This is a genomic window from Komagataeibacter europaeus (assembly GCF_002173515.1).
Lineage (GTDB): Bacteria > Pseudomonadota > Alphaproteobacteria > Acetobacterales > Acetobacteraceae > Komagataeibacter > Komagataeibacter europaeus.
The window spans coordinates 3,117,871-3,134,724 of the sequence record NZ_CP021467.1; the positions used below are offsets into that span (position 1 = coordinate 3,117,871).

17 protein-coding genes are annotated in these 16,854 nt (G+C 64.6%); 10 read left to right on the top strand and 7 right to left on the bottom strand.

Features of this window, described 5'->3' with window-relative positions; all coding sequences use genetic code 11:
* Positions 1–6 precede the first annotated feature (6 nt).
* Both S101446_RS14335 and S101446_RS14340 read left to right on the top strand, forming a co-directional pair.
* Positions 7–930 carry a tyrosine recombinase gene (locus S101446_RS14335; protein WP_087608643.1) on the top strand — a complete coding sequence of 308 codons (924 nt, stop codon included), beginning with the start codon at positions 7–9 and terminating at the stop codon, positions 928–930.
* 75 nt (positions 931–1,005) lie between these two features.
* Complete coding sequence (locus S101446_RS14340; protein ID WP_026018403.1) at positions 1,006–1,962, top strand: acetyl-CoA carboxylase carboxyltransferase subunit alpha; 957 nt, start codon at positions 1,006–1,008, stop codon at positions 1,960–1,962.
* Between the two features lie 112 nt (positions 1,963–2,074).
* Here the strand turns inward: S101446_RS14340 and S101446_RS14345 are convergent, their stop codons facing one another.
* The gene (locus S101446_RS14345) at positions 2,075–2,833 is read right to left on the bottom strand and encodes a competence/damage-inducible protein A (RefSeq protein WP_026018404.1); all 759 of its coding nucleotides are present in this window, start codon (positions 2,831–2,833) and stop codon (positions 2,075–2,077) included.
* Positions 2,834–2,929: 96 nt separating this feature from the next.
* On the opposite strand from S101446_RS14345, the gene S101446_RS14350 reads away from it, so the two are divergent.
* Positions 2,930–3,847: an SMP-30/gluconolactonase/LRE family protein gene (locus tag S101446_RS14350; RefSeq protein WP_087608644.1), complete on the top strand. Its 918-nt coding sequence runs from the start codon at positions 2,930–2,932 to the stop codon at positions 3,845–3,847.
* 112 nt (positions 3,848–3,959) lie between these two features.
* Here the strand turns inward: S101446_RS14350 and mutT are convergent, their stop codons facing one another.
* From mutT to S101446_RS14365, 3 genes are all read right to left on the bottom strand, one after another.
* A complete protein-coding gene (mutT, locus tag S101446_RS18650) occupies positions 3,960–4,970 on the bottom strand; it encodes an 8-oxo-dGTP diphosphatase MutT (protein ID WP_048849390.1) in 1,011 nt (336 codons plus the stop codon).
* Positions 4,967–6,088, bottom strand: coding sequence for an aromatic ring-hydroxylating oxygenase subunit alpha (locus S101446_RS14360; RefSeq protein ID WP_029335013.1), 1,122 nt, complete (start codon positions 6,086–6,088; stop codon positions 4,967–4,969). The genes mutT and S101446_RS14360 overlap by 4 nt, the downstream gene beginning before the upstream one ends.
* Before the next feature lie 270 nt (positions 6,089–6,358).
* Positions 6,359–7,231: an ATP-binding protein gene (locus tag S101446_RS14365; protein WP_087608645.1), complete on the bottom strand. Its 873-nt coding sequence runs from the start codon at positions 7,229–7,231 to the stop codon at positions 6,359–6,361.
* 172 nt (positions 7,232–7,403) lie between these two features.
* Between S101446_RS14365 and yajC the strand changes: the two genes are divergently transcribed.
* Both yajC and S101446_RS14375 read left to right on the top strand, forming a co-directional pair.
* Complete coding sequence (gene yajC, locus S101446_RS14370; RefSeq protein ID WP_010506956.1) at positions 7,404–7,793, top strand: preprotein translocase subunit YajC; 390 nt, start codon at positions 7,404–7,406, stop codon at positions 7,791–7,793.
* Positions 7,794–7,879: 86 nt separating this feature from the next.
* Positions 7,880–9,313, top strand: a complete 1,434-nt coding sequence (locus S101446_RS14375) for a sugar porter family MFS transporter (protein WP_200906123.1) — start codon at positions 7,880–7,882, stop codon at positions 9,311–9,313.
* An 85-nt stretch (positions 9,314–9,398) separates the two neighbouring features.
* Here the strand turns inward: S101446_RS14375 and S101446_RS14380 are convergent, their stop codons facing one another.
* Positions 9,399–10,007 (bottom strand): superoxide dismutase, encoded by a 609-nt coding sequence (locus tag S101446_RS14380; RefSeq protein ID WP_025437554.1) that lies wholly within the window; start codon positions 10,005–10,007, stop codon positions 9,399–9,401.
* Between the two features lie 129 nt (positions 10,008–10,136).
* Here S101446_RS14380 and S101446_RS14385 point away from each other — a divergent pair, with 129 nt between their 5' ends.
* Complete coding sequence (locus tag S101446_RS14385; protein ID WP_087608646.1) at positions 10,137–10,991, top strand: squalene/phytoene synthase family protein; 855 nt, start codon at positions 10,137–10,139, stop codon at positions 10,989–10,991.
* Positions 10,992–11,124: 133 nt separating this feature from the next.
* Here the strand turns inward: S101446_RS14385 and S101446_RS14390 are convergent, their stop codons facing one another.
* The gene (locus tag S101446_RS14390) at positions 11,125–12,027 is read right to left on the bottom strand and encodes an NAD(P)-dependent oxidoreductase (RefSeq protein WP_279629059.1); all 903 of its coding nucleotides are present in this window, start codon (positions 12,025–12,027) and stop codon (positions 11,125–11,127) included.
* A gap of 155 nt (positions 12,028–12,182) precedes the next feature.
* Between S101446_RS14390 and S101446_RS14395 the strand changes: the two genes are divergently transcribed.
* Both S101446_RS14395 and S101446_RS14405 read left to right on the top strand, forming a co-directional pair.
* Entirely contained in the window at positions 12,183–13,136 is a 954-nt protein-coding gene (locus tag S101446_RS14395; RefSeq protein ID WP_087608895.1) for a bifunctional enoyl-CoA hydratase/phosphate acetyltransferase, read from the top strand.
* A 343-nt stretch (positions 13,137–13,479) separates the two neighbouring features.
* Positions 13,480–14,976, top strand: a complete 1,497-nt coding sequence (locus tag S101446_RS14405) for a malate:quinone oxidoreductase (RefSeq protein WP_019090585.1) — start codon at positions 13,480–13,482, stop codon at positions 14,974–14,976.
* Between the two features lie 55 nt (positions 14,977–15,031).
* Here the strand turns inward: S101446_RS14405 and S101446_RS14410 are convergent, their stop codons facing one another.
* Positions 15,032–15,640, bottom strand: a complete 609-nt coding sequence (locus S101446_RS14410; RefSeq protein WP_010507757.1) for a LabA-like NYN domain-containing protein — start codon at positions 15,638–15,640, stop codon at positions 15,032–15,034.
* Positions 15,641–15,834: 194 nt separating this feature from the next.
* On the opposite strand from S101446_RS14410, the gene folK reads away from it, so the two are divergent.
* Together folK and rpoZ are read left to right on the top strand one after the other, a co-directional pair.
* The gene (folK, locus tag S101446_RS14415) at positions 15,835–16,371 is read left to right on the top strand and encodes a 2-amino-4-hydroxy-6-hydroxymethyldihydropteridine diphosphokinase (protein ID WP_010507756.1); all 537 of its coding nucleotides are present in this window, start codon (positions 15,835–15,837) and stop codon (positions 16,369–16,371) included.
* Between the two features lie 82 nt (positions 16,372–16,453).
* On the top strand, positions 16,454–16,849 hold the full coding sequence (rpoZ, locus tag S101446_RS14420) for a DNA-directed RNA polymerase subunit omega (protein ID WP_010507755.1): 396 nt from the start codon (positions 16,454–16,456) through the stop codon (positions 16,847–16,849).
* Positions 16,850–16,854: the final 5 nt, after the last annotated feature.

The window sequence follows — 16,854 nt, forward strand, 5'->3', positions numbered from 1 at the left end:
GATCGCATGTCCGGGGACGGGGTTGATGCCTTTCTGGAAATGCAGGCGGCCGAGCGCGGCGCGGCGCTGAATACAATCAGCGCCTATGCCCGTGATCTTGGGGACATGATGCAGGCCCTGCATGCACGGGGCATCTTCCCCCTTGAGGCGGGGGAAGGCGACCTGCGCGATTATCTGTCCGGGCTTGCGCGGCAGGGGCTGGCCCCGCGCACGCAGGCGCGCCGGCTGTCGTGCCTCAAGCAGTATTTCCTGTTCCTGGCGCGTGAAGGGCTGCGGCCCGACAATCCCGCCGCCCTGCTCGAGGCCCCGCGCCTGGACACGCCGCTGCCACGTTTCCTGTCGGAAGCCGAGGTCACCACGCTGCTGGCCGCGTGCGAGCCGGAAGGGGACGCGACCCCCGCACGCAGGCGCAGGCTGCTTATGGCGCGGGCGGCGCTGGAGATGCTGTATGCGTCGGGCCTGCGCATATCCGAACTGCTGTCGCTGCCACGCCGCGCGCTGGATGCGGCGCCGGGCATGATGCTGGTGCGCGGCAAGGGCGGGCGTGAACGCATGGTTCCCATGTCCGCCCGCGCCCGCGCGGCCGCCCGGACGCTAATGGACCTGGATGCGGGGCGGAAAAGCCCATACCTGTTCCCCGGCCGGGGGGCGACCCGGCCCATGACACGGCAGGGCTTTGACCGGATCATGCATGACGTGGCGCTGCGGGCGGGGCTGGACCCGCAACGGCTGTCGCCCCATGTGCTGCGGCATTCCTTCGCCACGCACCTGCTGGCCCACGGGGCGGACCTGCGGGCGCTGCAGGTGCTGCTGGGCCATGCCGATATCGCCACGACGCAGATCTATACCCACGTGATGCTGGACCGCCTGCGTGACGCGGTGGCGCAGCATCATCCGCTGTCGGCAATGCATGACGCGGCGGCGACATAGACAAAAATGCATGGCAGGGCGGATTCCCTGCGTGAAAATGTTTGGCTGGCGTGCAGGCTGTGCTATCGGCAGCGCATGCGCCAGTTTCTAGATTTCGAAAAGTCGGTCGCCGAACTTGAGAACAAGATCGACGAGCTTCGCAGGATGTCCGGTCCGGACGGGATCAACATCGCCGAAGAGATCACCCGGTTGAGCGAAAAAGCCGACCGGCAGTTGCGTACGGCCTATGCCAAGCTGACGCCGTGGCAGAAGGTGCAGGTGGCCCGCCATGCCCAGCGCCCGCATACGCTTGACTACATCAATGCGCTGATTACCGAATTCGCGCCGCTGGCCGGTGATCGCCTGTTTGGTGATGACAAGGCCATCATCGGCGGCGTCGGCCGGTTCAAGGGTACGCCCGTGGTGGTGATCGGGACCGAACGCGGGGCCGAGATCGAAACGCGGCTCAAGCACAATTTCGGCATGGCCCGGCCCGAAGGCTATCGCAAGGCGCAGCGGTTGATGAAGCTGGCCGGGCGATTCGGCCTGCCGGTCCTGACCTTTATCGACACATCCGGCGCATGGCCGGGCATTGACGCGGAAGCGCGCGGGCAGGCGGAAGCCATCGCACGGTCCATTGAAACCTGCCTGAACGTGCCGGTGCCGGTGATCGCCACCGTCATTGGCGAAGGTGGCTCCGGCGGGGCCGTGGCGCTGGGGGCCGGTGACCGGGTGATGATGCTGGAACACGCCATCTATTCCGTGATCTCGCCCGAAGCCTGCGCCTCCATCCTGTGGCGTGATCCCAAGCAGGCCTCCACGGCGGCGGATGCGCTCAAGCTGACAGCGCAGGACCTGCTGCAGTTGCGGCTGATCGACCGGATCATTCCCGAACCGCTGGGTGGCGCGCAGCGTGAACCGGCTGCCGCGATTCGCGCGGTGGGTGACGCCATTGCCGCGGAACTGCCCGGGCTGCAGGCCAAGGATCCCGTGCTGCTCAAGGCGCAGCGGCGTGAGAAATTCCTGGCCATGGGGCGTGACGCCGTCGCCTGACCCGCGACAGGTGTGCCGCCTTTTTTCTAAAAGACGGCATTCCCCATGGTGTTTTTCAGACAGCGCTGCCCGACGCGTCCCGTCTGGCGCGCGGGCCGTCGCACGGCAGGCATCAGGCCTTTGACGGTTCCCCTGCCTGCGGGGTGAAACCCAGGCGTTCGATCAGGTCACGCACGGCGCTGGATGCCGCCTTTACGCCTGCCGCGTCCGTTCCCTTGCACAACAGGCACACGCCCCGGCTGCTTTCATCAAGGCGGTAGGGATAGGACCCGATGTCGATGTCGGGATGGCGCTGCTGTATCATTTCCAGCCCGGCGGCCAGGCTGCCTTCGTACAGGCCATTGGCATGCCATGCCTCTGACACGACCGGCGTGCCGTGGGGCAGGGTGGGCAGCACTTCCTCGAACATTGCACGCATGATGCGTGGCACGCCCGCCATGACATGGACATTGCCCATGGTGAAGCCGGGGGCGACCGAGACGGAATTGCGGATGGGCACCGCCCCCTGTGGCATCGTGGCCATGCGCTGGCGGGCGGCATTGAATTCGGCGGGCGTGAAATGGGCTTCAAGCAGGCGGAACGTCCCGGGATGGTGAACCCATGGCACGCCAAACGATTCCGCGACGCAGGCGGAGGTGATATCGTCATGCGTCGGCCCGATGCCGCCGGTGGTAAAGACATTGTCATAGGCGGCGCGGGCTTCGGTCACGTTGCGCACGATAACGGTGCGGATGTCGGGTATGATCCGGACTTCGCTCAACGTAATGCCGGTTTCCGACAGGCGACGGGCAATATACTGCACGTTTACGTCCTGTGTGCGACCGGACAGGATCTCATTGCCTATGACCAGCAGGCAGGCGGTGGGGTTCATGATGCATGTTTCCACTAGGTTGTGGGTAGGGGCATTTCCCGCCACCCTATAACGACAGCCAGCCTACCGGAAGGAGAAGCCATGAGTACGGCAGCAATGCCAGACCTGCACTGTGTATGGGACATCCGGGCGGAACTGGGCGAAGGCCCCGTGTGGTCCGTGCATGAACAGGCACTTTATTTTGTCGATATCGTCGGGCAGGCCATTCACCGCTTCCATCCCGCCAGCGGCGCGCGCGCGTCATGGCCCACACCACAGCGCCCCGGTTTCGTGACGCCGGTCAGTGACGGCACGCTCCTGTGCGGGCTGAAGGACGGATTGTACGGCCTGAATCCCGCCAGTGGTGAGTTTCACAGGGAAGTCGCGGTTGAACCCGGCCTGCCGGGCAACCGGATCAATGACGGCTGTGTCGATTCGAAGGGACGGCTGTGGTTCGGCACCATGGATGATGGAGAAAGCACCCCCAGCGGCGCGCTGTATTCCGTGACCCGCAGGAAAGGCGGGCTGGATGTGCTGCGCCATGATGAAGGGTATATCGTCACGAATGGTCCCGGCATTTCCCCCGATGGGCGGCGGCTGTACCATAACCATTCCCCGACCGGGATCATTTACGTATTCGACCTGGCCGATGATGGCGTCCTGTCGAACCGGCGCGTATTCGCACGTATCAGCGACGGCTATCCCGATGGCGTGGTGGTCGACAGCGCGGGCACGTTGTGGGTCGGTGTGTGGAACGGGGGGCGGATTGCCCGGTTCGGGCCCGATGGCACGGCCCTGCCATCCATTCCCGTGCCCGGGGCGCTGAACGTGACCAAGGTGGCCTTTGGCGGTCCAGACCTGCGCACGGCCTACATCACCACGGCGCGGAAGAACACGCCGGCTGAACGTCTGGCGCGGATGCCGCAGGCAGGCAGCCTGTTCAGTCTGTCTGTCGATGTGCCGGGACAGGAGCCTGTTGCGTTTCCCGCCACCGAATTCGACGCCATGCATGGCATGACGCTGGAACGGGACTGATCGCGCCGCCTGTGCGGGGCATATCCCGCGCTCCAAGGGTCTTCCTGAAGGCTGTTTGAAAAAGCTTCACCAGGAACGTCTTCATGATTTGCGGGCTTTTTCAGGCAGCCCCTTACAGCAGGTCCTGTAGCAGCGGGATCAGGGGACGGTCCGCATCGGGCATGGGATAATCCCGCAGGTCGCTGGCCGCTACCCATTTCAGGGTCTGCCCTTCGCGCGGGGCAGGCGTGTTCTTCCACCGATGGCAGACATAAACGGGCATGAGCAGGTGAAAATGCCCGTAATCGTGGGAAACGAAGGTAAACGGCGCAAGGCAGGAGCGCGCGACGTCCAGCCCCAGTTCCTCATCCAGTTCACGGATCAGGGCTTCTTCGGGCGTTTCTCCCGCCTCGACCTTGCCGCCGGGGAATTCCCACAGGCCCGCCATGGACTTGCCTTCGGGCCTGCGGGCCAGAAGCACGCGGGTATCCGAATCCACCAGGGCCACGGCCGCGACCAGCACGACCTTGCGGGTGCTGTCTGCCGCCTGTGCCATTTCCTCGGCCATGGCTTCCCCCGACAGGTCGGCATGGCGTGCTTCGAACAGGCGGACGGGATATTCCCCCCCGCGTGAGACGAATTCCTGCGATCCCGTCCCGTTTTCCCGAAACCCGATCCGCTTCAGCACCGCGATGGAGGCATGGTTGTCGTGTGCGGCGGATGCCGTCAGGCGGTCTACCGGCAGGTTGGCCAGCGCCCAGCGCGCCAGCCTGCCCGCCGTGGTGGTGGCGACCTTGCGGTTCCAGTGCGCCCGTCCCACCCAGTACCCCAGTGAACAGGACCGGTCGGCGCTGTTGATGCGCAGGCCGATGCACCCGATCAGCGAATCCGGCTGGTCGGAGTCCGGGCATGTAATGGCGAAATGATAGGCCTCGCCACGCTGGGACTGTTCGATGGTGGCGGCGATCCAGTCCTCGGTCAGCGCCAGCGAGTAGGGGAACGGAACGCGGCTGAGCATCCGCACCACGCTCCAGTCATTGATCAGCCTGTGCATGGTGCCCGCATCAGACGTGCGGACTTCACGCAGGCGGTATTCCCCGGCATCCAGTAAGGTGCCCGGACCATGTGATCCCTGCACGCTCATACGGGCGTGGCACCCCTGGCGGCTGGTGCCGGCGCGTCCTGCCCGGCCGGCAGGCCGCATTCCACCAGCAGTTCGCGCAGGTTGCAGATGACCGGGAAGATCTCCTGGTTCCGGTCGCCGCCCTGTTCGTACCAGGCGTTCTGTTCCAGTTCCACGATTTCGCGATCCTCACGGAAGATCCGTTCGGTAAACGCGGTCAGGAATGGCCATGCCAGGTCCAGAATTCCCGGAATGCCCGGCCGCCTGATCGACAGCAGCCCGAAAACCCGGTTGGTCAGTTCCGCCTCGTCCTGCGGTACGTACGCGATCCACAGGTCCATGACCGGCGCATTGTCACCCGTCTGGATATGCAGTGTCTGGTATGGATAGGTCGTGCGGATGGTCATGACGTCGCGATGGGCGAATTTTTCGCTGTTGTCGCGCTTCTGGCCAAAGATCAGGGCCTCGCCAATCGGCTGCTTGCCGCTGGTGCGCGCGAAGCTGTAGCGCGCTTCCACCAGTCCCGGCCCACGTTCCTGCCCCAGAAAGCGTGGCTTCATCTGACCCATCTGCTTCATATGCATGAACTGGTGGTTCATATCCATCAGGTTCTCATGCATGAAGCTGTAGTGGCAGTGCACGAGCTGGCCAAAGCGGCGGGTCTTGTACGCCGGGTTGGCCACTTCCGCCAGGCGGGGGAAGGGCGTTGTCTCCGCCTTGGCCGCATCTCCGGGGAAAATGAAGATCAGGCCGTCGACTTCCCGAACGGGATAGGTGCGCACCCCGTTGGGCAGCTTGCCCTTGCCCAGATAGGGCACGTCAATGCAGCGGCCCGAACGGCCATAGGCCCAGCCATGGTAACAGCACTGGACCGATTCGCCCTTGACGGTGCCCTTGCTTAGCGGAACCTGGCGGTGCGCGCAGCGGTCTTCCAGCGCGAACACGCTTCCGCCTTCCTTGGGGCGGACAAGGGCGATGGGCTGCCCGGCATAGCGGGTTCCTATGGTTTTGCCTGGCTTCAGCTCCCGCGACCAGGCGACGGGGTACCAGAAATCGGGGTTGGCACGAATTCGGCGCAGGTCCCGCCCGGTGACCGGGGCGGAAGACTGCATGCTGTCAGGCGATAACGACTGATCCATTGTCTCTCTTGACTGTTAACAGGGCATGGCAGCCGGATGTGCCATGGGACAGGATACCGGTCACATGCCGGAAGGGAGTGCACGTCCGACCCGTATCGTGCCGCCATGGCGATATTAAGGATGTTTTTTAGCCTCAGGGCAAATGGTTCAGCGCCATAATGTTTTGTAATATATTGCTGCCCCATTTCCCGGCTGCTTCCCCCTGCTGCCATGGTGGTTGATGGTAAGGCCAGCATGGCAGGCAGGACATGGATCAATCCATGTTATGGATCATGGTCGGGGGGAAAGTTCAGCGCTCAGGTCTTCAATGAACTGGAACGCGACCCGTCCCGACCGGCCACCGCGCGACAGCGACCACGCATTGGCCCGCCGGGTCAGGTCCGCATCCGTGATCGGCAGGCAGCGTTCCTTTGCATAGGCACGGACCATGTCCATGAAGGTGTCCTGCGCGCAGTTGTGGAAACCGATCCACAGGCCGAAACGGTCGGAAAGCGAGACCTTTTCCTCTGTTGCTTCCGCAGTGTTGATGGCGGTTGAACTCTCGTTCTCGATCATCTCGCGCGGCATCAGGTGGCGGCGGTTGGACGTGGCGTAGAACAGGACGTTCCGGGGCCGTCCGGCGATGCCGCCATCCAGCACCGATTTCAGGGCCTTGTAATCCGCGTCCTCACGCTCGAACGACAGGTCATCGCAGAAGACGATGAAGCGGCGCGGGCTTTCGCGCAGCAGCGCCAGCAGGTCGGGCAGGGTGGACAGGTCCTCGCGCTGGATTTCGACCAGCACCAGCCGTCCCCTGCCTGGCGCCGCGGGCCTGCCGTCCACCAGGTTCGCCTGCGCGTGTGCCGCCTTGACCAGCGACGACTTGCCCATGCCGCGCGCGCCCCACAGCATGGCGTTGTTGGCGGGCAGGCCATCCGCGAAATGCAGCGTGTTGTCCAGCAGCATCTGCCGCTGGCGGTCGATGCCCTGCAGCAGGGCCATGTCCACATGGGCGACATGGGGCACGGCCGTCAGGCGGCCAAGGCCGGGATGCCAGATGAAGGCATCCGCCCGGTCCAACCCGGCAAGGGAGGGCGCAGGCGGCGACAGCCGCTCAAGGGCGGCGGCGATGCGTTCGAGAAGGGGAAGGGCGTTGCTGTCCATCGTCGTTCCTGATTCCAGCATGACTGTGTGCGATGGCGTATGCCACCAGGCGATCCGGAGCGCGTTGGCCAGCCGGGGCAGGCGAACGCCTTGACGGGAAACAGGCGAAAACTATGGTCCGCATGGCAAACCCGCAACCCGTTCAATTCCTCATTAGGCCGGAAAGATCATAATGCCTTCTATAATCAATGATTTGCTGACCACACCCGCCCATGCCCAATCGGCTGGGGGCGGCCTGCTCAGTGGCGACGGCATCATGGCCGTGCTGCCGTACGTGGCCATGTTCGCCATTTTCTATTTTCTGCTGATCCGCCCGCAGCAGGTCAAGCAGAAGCAGCTGCGCAGCCAGCTTGCCGGCCTGCGCCGGGGTGACCGGGTGCTGACGGCTGGCGGCATCATTGGCGTGGTGCAGAAAGTGCAGGCGGAATCGAATGAAGTCGAAGTCGAGATCGCGCCGGGCGTGCGGGTGAACGTGCTGCGTGACACCATCGGTTCGGTCATCACCAGCGCGGGCACCCCCGCCAACGATTCCACCCCTGACAAGCCGGCAAAGAACGGCTGATGCCCTTTATCCCCGCCTGAGTGCCGGCGGGGATGAACTTCCCCCGCATTGTGCCGTTGCTTACTGTAACATCAGGAGTAGGCATGATGCACAGGCAGCCTGGCGACGCAGAGACTGGCCCCACCATCCGGCATGGGCCGGTCCTGCGGGGGCGTGCGGGGTTGATCGGTGGTCTTGCGGCGCTGTCGGGTATCCTGTTCGGGCTTGATACGGGTGTCATGTCCGGCGCGCTGGACCTGATCACGCAGGAATTCATCCTGTCGGATTTCCAGCGCGAATCCATGGTGGGCATCATGCTGCTCGGCGCGGCGATGGGCGTGCTGGGGGCGGCATGGCTGTCGCACCGGATCGGGCGCAAGCGCACGCTGGTGCTGACGGCGGGACTGTTCGTGATCGGCCCCCTGTTATGTGCCGAATCCATGTCCTACCGCACGCTCATGCTGGCCCGGCTGCTGCTGGGACTGGCGACCGGGGCAACCACGTTCGCCACGCCGCTTTATATCGCTGAAATTGCCGATTCCGGACGCCGGGGCGCGATGATACTGGGCTATCAGCTCATGATTTCATGCGGGTTGCTGGCGGCGTTCGTGTCCGACGGGCTGTTTTCCTATTTTGGCGGATGGCGGTGGATGCTGGGCGTCGTGGGCTTTCCGGGCCTGGTGTTCATGATGGGGGTTCTGTTCCTGCCCCCCAGTCCGCGCTGGCTGCTGGCGCAGGGGCGCGAGCGTGACGCCCGCCGCGTGCTGATCGAACTGCGTGGCCTGCCCCGGCTGGTCATGGCCGAACGCAACGCCATCATGGCCCGCCTGGCCGCGCGCCGTGACGGGATTGGCAGTTTCATGAAGGATTCGAACTGCCGCCGCGCCATGTGGCTGGCGGTGGGGCTGCAGGTGGCGCAGCAGTTTTCCGGCATCAATGCCGTGCTGTATTACGCGCCCTACATCATCGGGCTGGTGGGATACGGCCATTATGTGCAGGTCTGGGGGCCGGTGGGGATCGGGATCATCAACCTTCTGTCCACCTGTATCGCCACGACCTGCGTGGACCGGATCGGGCGCAGGCCCATGCTGATCGGCGGTTTTGCCGTCATGGCGCTGGCCATGGCGGGTCAGGCGGCCATGGTGGCGGGTGGCATGCCGCCCATGCCGGGCATGCGGCTGCTCATGGGGGTGTTCATGCTGCTGTTCGTCGCGGCGTTCGCGTTTGCGGCGGGGCCGCTGACGTGGCTACTCTGTGCCGAAATCCTGCCGCTGCGCGGGCGTGAATTCGGCATGGCGTGTTCCACCTGCGCCAACTGGATCGCCAACATGCTGGTCAGCGCCACGTTCCTGACCGGGCTGGAAATCCTTGGGGCGGATCGGGTGCTGTGGGGATATGCCGCGCTGAATGCGGTGTTCATGGTCATGGTGGCGCTGCGCGTGCCCGAGACGCGTGGCATGACGCTTGAACAGATCGAGGTGGAACTGATGCGCGGCACCCCGCTGCGGGCGTTGGGCGGGCGGGCGCATTCCGGGGTGTGAGGCACAACCCATGACCCGGTACGCAAAAAACCCGGCGCAAGGCCGGGTTTTTCGGTCTGCTGCCTGAAATCAGGCGATCAGACAATCAGGCGGACTGCAGCTGCGCTTCGGCGAATTCGTAGTTGGCCAGCTTGTCCAGGTAGTTGGTGATGTAGTCGGGGCGACGGTTGCGGAAGTCGAGGTAATAGGAGTGCTCCCACACATCCAGACCCAGCAGTACCTTGCCCTGGCCTTCGGCCAGCGGGTTGGAGCCGTTGGCGGTCTTGGTCACCTTCAGCTTGCCATCGGAACCCAGCACCAGCCATGCCCAGCCGGAGCCGAACTGCGATGCGGCAGCGGCCTTGAAATCGGCCTTGAACTTTTCAATGGTGCCGAAATCCTCGACCAGCTTCTTGGACAGGGCGTGGGGGATCTCGCCGCCCTTGGGGGCCAGGTTCTGCCAGAACAGGATGTGGTTCCAGTGCTGTCCCGCATTGTTGAACACGGGCGCCATGTCGGGCTTGCCCTTGACCATGAGGATGATTTCCTCAAGCGACTTGCCCTGCAGTTCAGGCTTGGATTCGACAAATCCGTTCAGCGCCGTCACATAGGCCTGATGGTGCTTGTCATGATGCAGTTCCAGCGTTTCCTGGCACATGCCACGGTTGGCAAGGGCATTGTAGGCGAAGGGAAGGGACGGCAATTCGAAAGCCATGAACATTCTCCTGGGAATTGCAAGGAGCGGCATGAAGCCGCCATACCAAGATTGCTATGGGTGTGGAGCGGGTGCGTCAAGTGACGGTCACATGAACACGCCCCTGCCACGCCTTGTGGAGCAAACGCCATGACGGGGCGGATGGATGCATCCCCTCCGGTGACGGGGGGCGTGTCGTTCCTGCATGATGCGCGTCGGGCGGACCCTGACCGCTTTTTCTGCGCCCTGTTCATGCCGTCCGCCGCGCGCATGGCCGCGATGGTGCTGATCGCCTTCAACCACGAATGCACGCGGGCTGTGGCGACGCCTGCATCCTGGGCGGTGGCCGGTCCGATGGCGGGGCTGATCCGGCTGCAGTGGTGGCGTGACGTGCTGGAAAGCGGCAATGCACAGCGCCACGATACGGCGGCAGCGCTGCTGGACCTGATGGCGCGGGGCGGGGTGCGGCGCGAGACGCTGGATGGCATCATCATGGCACGCGAATGTGAACTCGACGGCCTGCCCGACCGCGCGGCATGGCAGGCATCCATGCTGGATGGCGCGGGCGGCGTGCAGGTCGCCATGGCGCAGGCGGCAGGCTTCACCGACCCCCCGCAACTGGCGCGCATACGTCTTATGGGCGGGATCTACGCGGTGGGGGCGCTGGTGCGCCATCTGCCTGCCGTGCTGCGCGCGGGGCGCTGCCCGTTACCCGAGGATGCACTGGCGGCGGTGGGTCTGACGCGCGATGGCCTGCGTACCGGGCAGGCCACGCCCACCCAGATCGCCACCCTGCGTGACGGGCTGCGCCAGCAGGGACGGGAATGGCTGGAGATGGTGCGCGAGGGACCACGCCTGCCCCGCGCGGCCCTTGCCGCCGGGCTGCCCGCCGTCCTTGGCCTGCGCGACATGCGCGGGCATGTGGGGGGCGATGGCGATGCATCCCCCCGTGGCGTGGGCGACCGGCTGGCGGTCATGGGCGCGCTGCTGCGCGGGTGGGTCTAGGGATTGTTTCAAAGCAAGCTGCTGGCAAAATAACAGGAGTTTCCGGGTGCCGCCTTTTTTCAAAAAAGGCGGCGTTCTTTCGAAGCTTTGTGCAAACAGCTTCGCCAAAAACTTTTGCTGGTTTTCAGGGTGTTCAGGGCGTGTTGGCCACCATGCTTTCCATGACGGCGAACAGGGCGGAATAATCCTCGTCCGGATGGCGGCGGCGGGTCAGCGACAGGCTCTGGGTCGCGGCGGCCATGGCGGGCAGGGGAGCGGTGTGACGGGCCGCGTCGGTCATGAGCAGGCGCATGTCCTTCTGCATGAGGCGGGCGGGAAACTGCGGGCTGAAATCGCCTGCCTTGGCCGCCTTCAGCTTGCGCTTGTGGTGGGGCGAGATCACCGGTACCTCATCCAGCGCGTCAAACAGCATGCCCCGCTCCAGCCCCGATGCCAGCCCGTACGTGACGCCTTCCGCCACGACCGCGAGTGTGGCCCCCATGATGCCGTTGATGACCAGCTTCAGCTTGGACCCGCTGCCTGGCGGTCCAGCGTGGATGGTCAGGCGGCCAATGGCGTCAAACACGCCCTGCGCGCGGCTGATATCGGCCGCCGTGCCACCGGCCAGCACGATCAGGTTGCCCGATTCCGCTTCCGGCGTGCTGCCGGCCACGGGCGCGTCGATAACGGTAATGCCCTGCGCGTGGGCCGCCTGCGCCAGCGTGACGGAGGTTTCGGGTGCGACCGTGCTGGTGTTGACCAGCAGGCCGCCGGACTTCATGCCCGCCAGCACGCCGTCGGGGCCGTTCATGGATTTGTCCAGTGCCTCGTCATCCGGCACGCAGGCCACGACAATATCGGCTTCCTGCGCCAGCGCGCGCGGGGTGGGCAGGAAACGGGTGCTGCCGTCGCCCCCCTTGCCAGATGGGGTATAGGCCACGATCCGGTAGCCAGCCTTGACCAGATTGGCCCCCATGCGGGACGCCATGGCCCCAAATCCGACAAAACCGACCAGTGGAGTGGTGGACATGCGGCTTCTCCTTGCCTGTTGCGCGATGGCCCATGGGCCGATGCCTGAATGTGGGCAATAGCATGCACCACGTCACGCCCCGATGACGCGCGGCGGCCATGCCTCGCATAAAGATGATGGCGGAAGGTGGCGGGGTCCTGTGGCATCACGGGCCGATACCCTGTCCGCCACGGGAAGGAGACATAATGCGCAGCCTGCAGTTTTTTGACGACCTTGCACGAAGCCTTGCCGGCCACCCGCCCATGGCGCTGGGCGTGGTCTATCCCTGCAGCGTGCCCGCGTTGCAGGCGGCGTGCGAAATCGCGCATGCGGGCCTGGCCACGCCGGTGCTGATCGGCCCCGCCGACCGGATTGGCCAGATGGCAGGGGAGGCGGGCATCACGCTGTCGGGCTGCCGGATCGTTGACGTGCCGACCGATGGGGACGCCGCGCGCGTGGGCGTGCGCATGGCGCATGAAGGAACGGTTGCGGCCCTGATGAAGGGGTCGCTGCATTCGCGCATTTTCCTGCATGAACTCGGCCACCACGAAGGCGGCCTGCGCACGACCCGGCGCATGAGCCATGTCTATGTGCTGGACGCGCCACAGGCCCCGCGCGTGCTGCTGGTGACGGATGGGGCAGTGAACATCGCCCCCGATCTCGAGGCCCGGCGCGATATTGTCCAGAACAGCATCGATCTTGGTCACATGCTGGGCATCGCGCAGCCAAAGGTGGCGGTCCTGTCGGCGGTGGAGATGGTCAATCCCGACCTGCCATCGACGCTGGATGCGGCCATATTGTGCAAGATGGCCGAACGCGGCCAGATTACCGGCGCGGTGCTGGACGGTCCGCTTGCGCTTGATAACGCCGTCAGCCCCGAGGCCGCGCGCTGCAAGGGCGTGGTCTCCCCCGTGGCGGGACAGGCGGACATACTGGTGGTGCCGGATCTGGAGGCCGGGAATATCCTGGCCAAGCAGATGACCTTCATCGGTCAGGCGCGGGCGGCTGGTATTGTCATGGGCATGCGCGTGCCCGTGATCCTGACCAGTCGTGCCGACCCCGTGCCGGTGCGCGTGCTGTCATGCATGGTGGCGGCGGTCATGATCCGGCAGGGTTACGGCGGGAATCCGGCGGCCAGCATGGATCAATGCGGATGACGGTCCCGTGTGATGCGTGTAAGGAAGGGCGGCCCGCTCGCGCGATGTTGTCCATGCGGGCCGGTGGCGTTTTCCCGCCGGTGGATGCGGCGCGAACCGTGGCGTCCGGCGCCGCGTGCGCCGGTACGGGTTGCCTTCCTCGCGCAGAGATGATGCCCCGCCCTGGCGCACATGGTGGCAAGGAAAGGGCTGACGACTGCCCGGCCGGTGGGGCCATGCCCCGTGTGCCGGTGACTGACATGAACGTGCAATCAGGCCGGGTTCCCCGCGCCACCGGGTGGCTGCCCGGTCCAGCCGATGAACAGCCACGCAGCGGGTTTCCGATGCCGATCCGGAGAATGCCATGACCTCGAATCCCTCCTCTGCCGCTTCCACCTATGATGTGGTCCTGATTGGCGGCGGAATCATGAGTGCAACGCTGGGCGCGCTGCTGCGCCAGCTTGAACCGGGCCTGTCCATTGCCCTGTTCGGGCGGCTGGATGACGTGGCGCTGGAAAGTTCCAATGGCTGGAACAATGCCGGCACCGGCCATTCCGCCCTGTGCGAACTGAATTACACGCCGCTGCGCCCCGACGGGGTGGTGGATATTTCCAAGGCCGTGAACGTCAATGAAGCCTTTCAGGTTTCACGCCAGTTCTGGTCCTATCTGGTGGAATCGGGGCAGATCGCCTCGCCGCGCGACTTCCTCAACCCCATTCCGCACATGAGCTTCGTCTGGGGACCGGAAAATGTCGATTTCCTGCGCAGGCGTCATGCGGCGCTGCAGGAACACCCGCTGTTTGCAGGCATGTCGCTGTCAACCGATGAAGGGCAGCTGCGCCAGTGGATGCCGCTGGTCATGCAGGACCGCAAGCCGGGGCAGCCGCTGGCCGCCACATGGCACCCGGCGGGCACGGATGTGAATTTCGGCGCGCTGACCCATCGCCTGATCGACCTGCTGCGGGGCAGGCCGGGCTTTGACCTCAACCTCGCGCATGAGGTGGAGGATCTCAAGCCCGCGGGCAGCAACGGGTGGGATGTGTCCGTCCGCGCCATGCATGGCGGGGGCGAGCGCAGGGTGCGCGCCAAATTCGTGTTCATTGGCGCAGGCGGCGGCGCGCTGCACCTGCTGCAGAAAAGCGGCATACCCGAAGCCCGTGGCATTGGCGGTTTTCCCGTCAGCGGCCAGTTCCTGCGCTGCACCAACCCCGAAGTGGTGCAACAGCACCATGCCAAGGTGTATGGCAAGGCGTCGGTCGGCGCGCCGCCCATGTCGGTGCCGCATCTGGACACGCGCGTGATCGACGGGCAGCGTGGCCTGCTGTTCGGCCCGTATGCCGGTTTCTCGACCAAGTTCCTCAAGCAGGGGTCGTGGCTGGACCTGCCGCGTTCCATCCGCATGGACAATATCGGGGCGATGCTGGCGGTGGCGCGTGACAACATGCCGCTGACCAAATACCTGATCCAGCAGGTCATGCAGTCCAGCGAGGACCGCCTGAAGGCGCTGCGTGACTTCGTCCCCACCGCGCGCAAGGAAGACTGGGAACTGATCACCGCGGGCCAGCGCGTGCAGGTCATCAAGAAGGATGCAAAGCGCGGCGGCGTGCTGCAGTTCGGCACCGAAGTGGTGACCGGGGCTGGCGGGTCGATCGCGGGCCTGCTGGGTGCATCGCCCGGTGCCTCCACGGCGGCGCCGATCATGCTGACGGTGCTGCAGCGTTGCTTTGGCGACCGCTTGCCGCAGTGGGAGTCCCGCCTGCGGGAGATGATTCCCTCCTACGGCACGAAGCTGGGGCAGGATGCGGCCCTGTGCGCGCAGGTGCGCGAACGCACGCGCACGGCATTGCAGCTGGACGGCTGAACCCGATGAAAAAACCCCGCCCGGCCATGATCTGGCGGGCGGGGTGGGATCTGTCTCAGTCCTCGTCGTGTTCGCTCATCTGGTCGGCGGGATGGCGCACGGGGGGGGCTGCGTTGCGCTGTGGCCGGTTTTCGATATGGCGGCGCATGAAGTGGGTCGCGATATCCGCCAGTTCAATGAACTGGTCCGCCTGGCGGCGCAGTTCGTCCCCGATCAGTGGCGGCGAGGTCTTGATCGACCCGACCACGGTGGTGCGCACGCCCTGGCGCTGCATGGATTCCAGCAGACGGCGGAAATCCGAATCCCCGCTGAACAGGACGGCATGGTCGATGTGCGGGGCCATTTCCATCATGTCCACCGCCAGTTCCACGTCCATGTTGCCGCGTACCCGGCGGCGGCCGTTATGGTCGATGAATTCCCGTGCGTTCTTGGTCACCAGCGTATAGCCATTATAGACCAGCCAGTCGGTCAGCGGCTTGAGGGGCGAATACTCCTCGGTGTCCAGGACGGCGGAATAGTAATAGGCACGCAGTACATTCGATTTGGAACGGAAAAACTGCAGCAGCTTGCGATAATCGACCTCAAATCCAAGATTGCGGGATGCGGAGTACAGGCTGGTGCCGTCTATAAAAAGACAAAGCCGCTCCTGAGATTGAAAAAACATTTATGGTCTGTCCCTGAAACAAAAAAAGTGAATACGTCACAGCCGTGTCAAATTTTGCGTTGCATGTATTTTGCAGCGCAGTGAAAGTTGTCTGGCAGAAATGAACCCTGCATATGTAGAAGCCGGATCCTTTCCGGAAGTTCCCTATGGGGGGATTACTAACCGACAGCAACCATCCCGGACACTGTTTTTACATGACAATGCTGCAATCTGCGCCCATTTCTGGTGACATAACAATTGCCATAGGCGCCAACCTGCCACGCGAAAGTGGTGAAACTGCGGCCGGGACCTGCCTGTGGGCGGTGGATCGGCTGGCCTGCCTGCCGGGCCTGTCGGTGGTGGCGGTCTCGCGCTGGTATGAAAGTGCGCCGGTGCCCCCTTCGGACCAGCCGCCCTATGTGAACGGAGTCGTGCGCCTGTCGGGGCAGGCGGACCCGGCATGGCTGCTGGCGCGCCTGCATGAAATCGAGGCCGCGGCCGGACGCAGGCGCACGGTGGCCAATGCCGCCCGCCCGCTGGATCTTGACATCATCACGATGGGCGATCTTGTCCGCGCCAGCCCCGATCCCGTCGTGCCGCACCCGCGCGCGACCGGCCGCGCCTTCGTGCTGCTGCCGCTGCGTGATGTCATGCCCGACTGGCGGGACCCGGTGACGGGGCGGGGGATCGACGCCTTCCTGCCCGCTATCGCGGGGCAGGACATCGCGCCCATGGCCGCGGGGGTGGACTGAAATGCTTGCATCAGGACAGGGGTGGGCGTAATAAGGTAAATTCTGATTAACACAACCAATTAACAACCGGAGTTCAGGCCTGATGGCACGCGTCACTGTCGAGGACTGCGTTGAGCGGGTTCCCAATCGTTTTGAACTGGTGCTGCTGGCGGCCCAGCGCGCACGCGCCCTGTCGCGTGGAGAGGAAATGACGATTGACCGCGACAACGACAAGAACCCCGTTGTCGCCCTGCGTGAGATCGCGGACCAGACCGTCAGTCTGGACCAGATCCGCAGCGACCTTGTCCGCTCGCTGGCCCGCGCGCCGGAGCCGGAACCCGCTGATGAGGAAGTGGTCGACCTGATCCCGACCGAACAGAACATCTTTGGTCTGCAGGATGTCTCGGCCGAGGAAGAGGCGCGCAATTCCGGCGGCGGCATGTCGGCTGAAGAACTCGAGGCCTCGGTCGAGGCGGCCCTGAGTGGACGGGGCCGGTAACATCT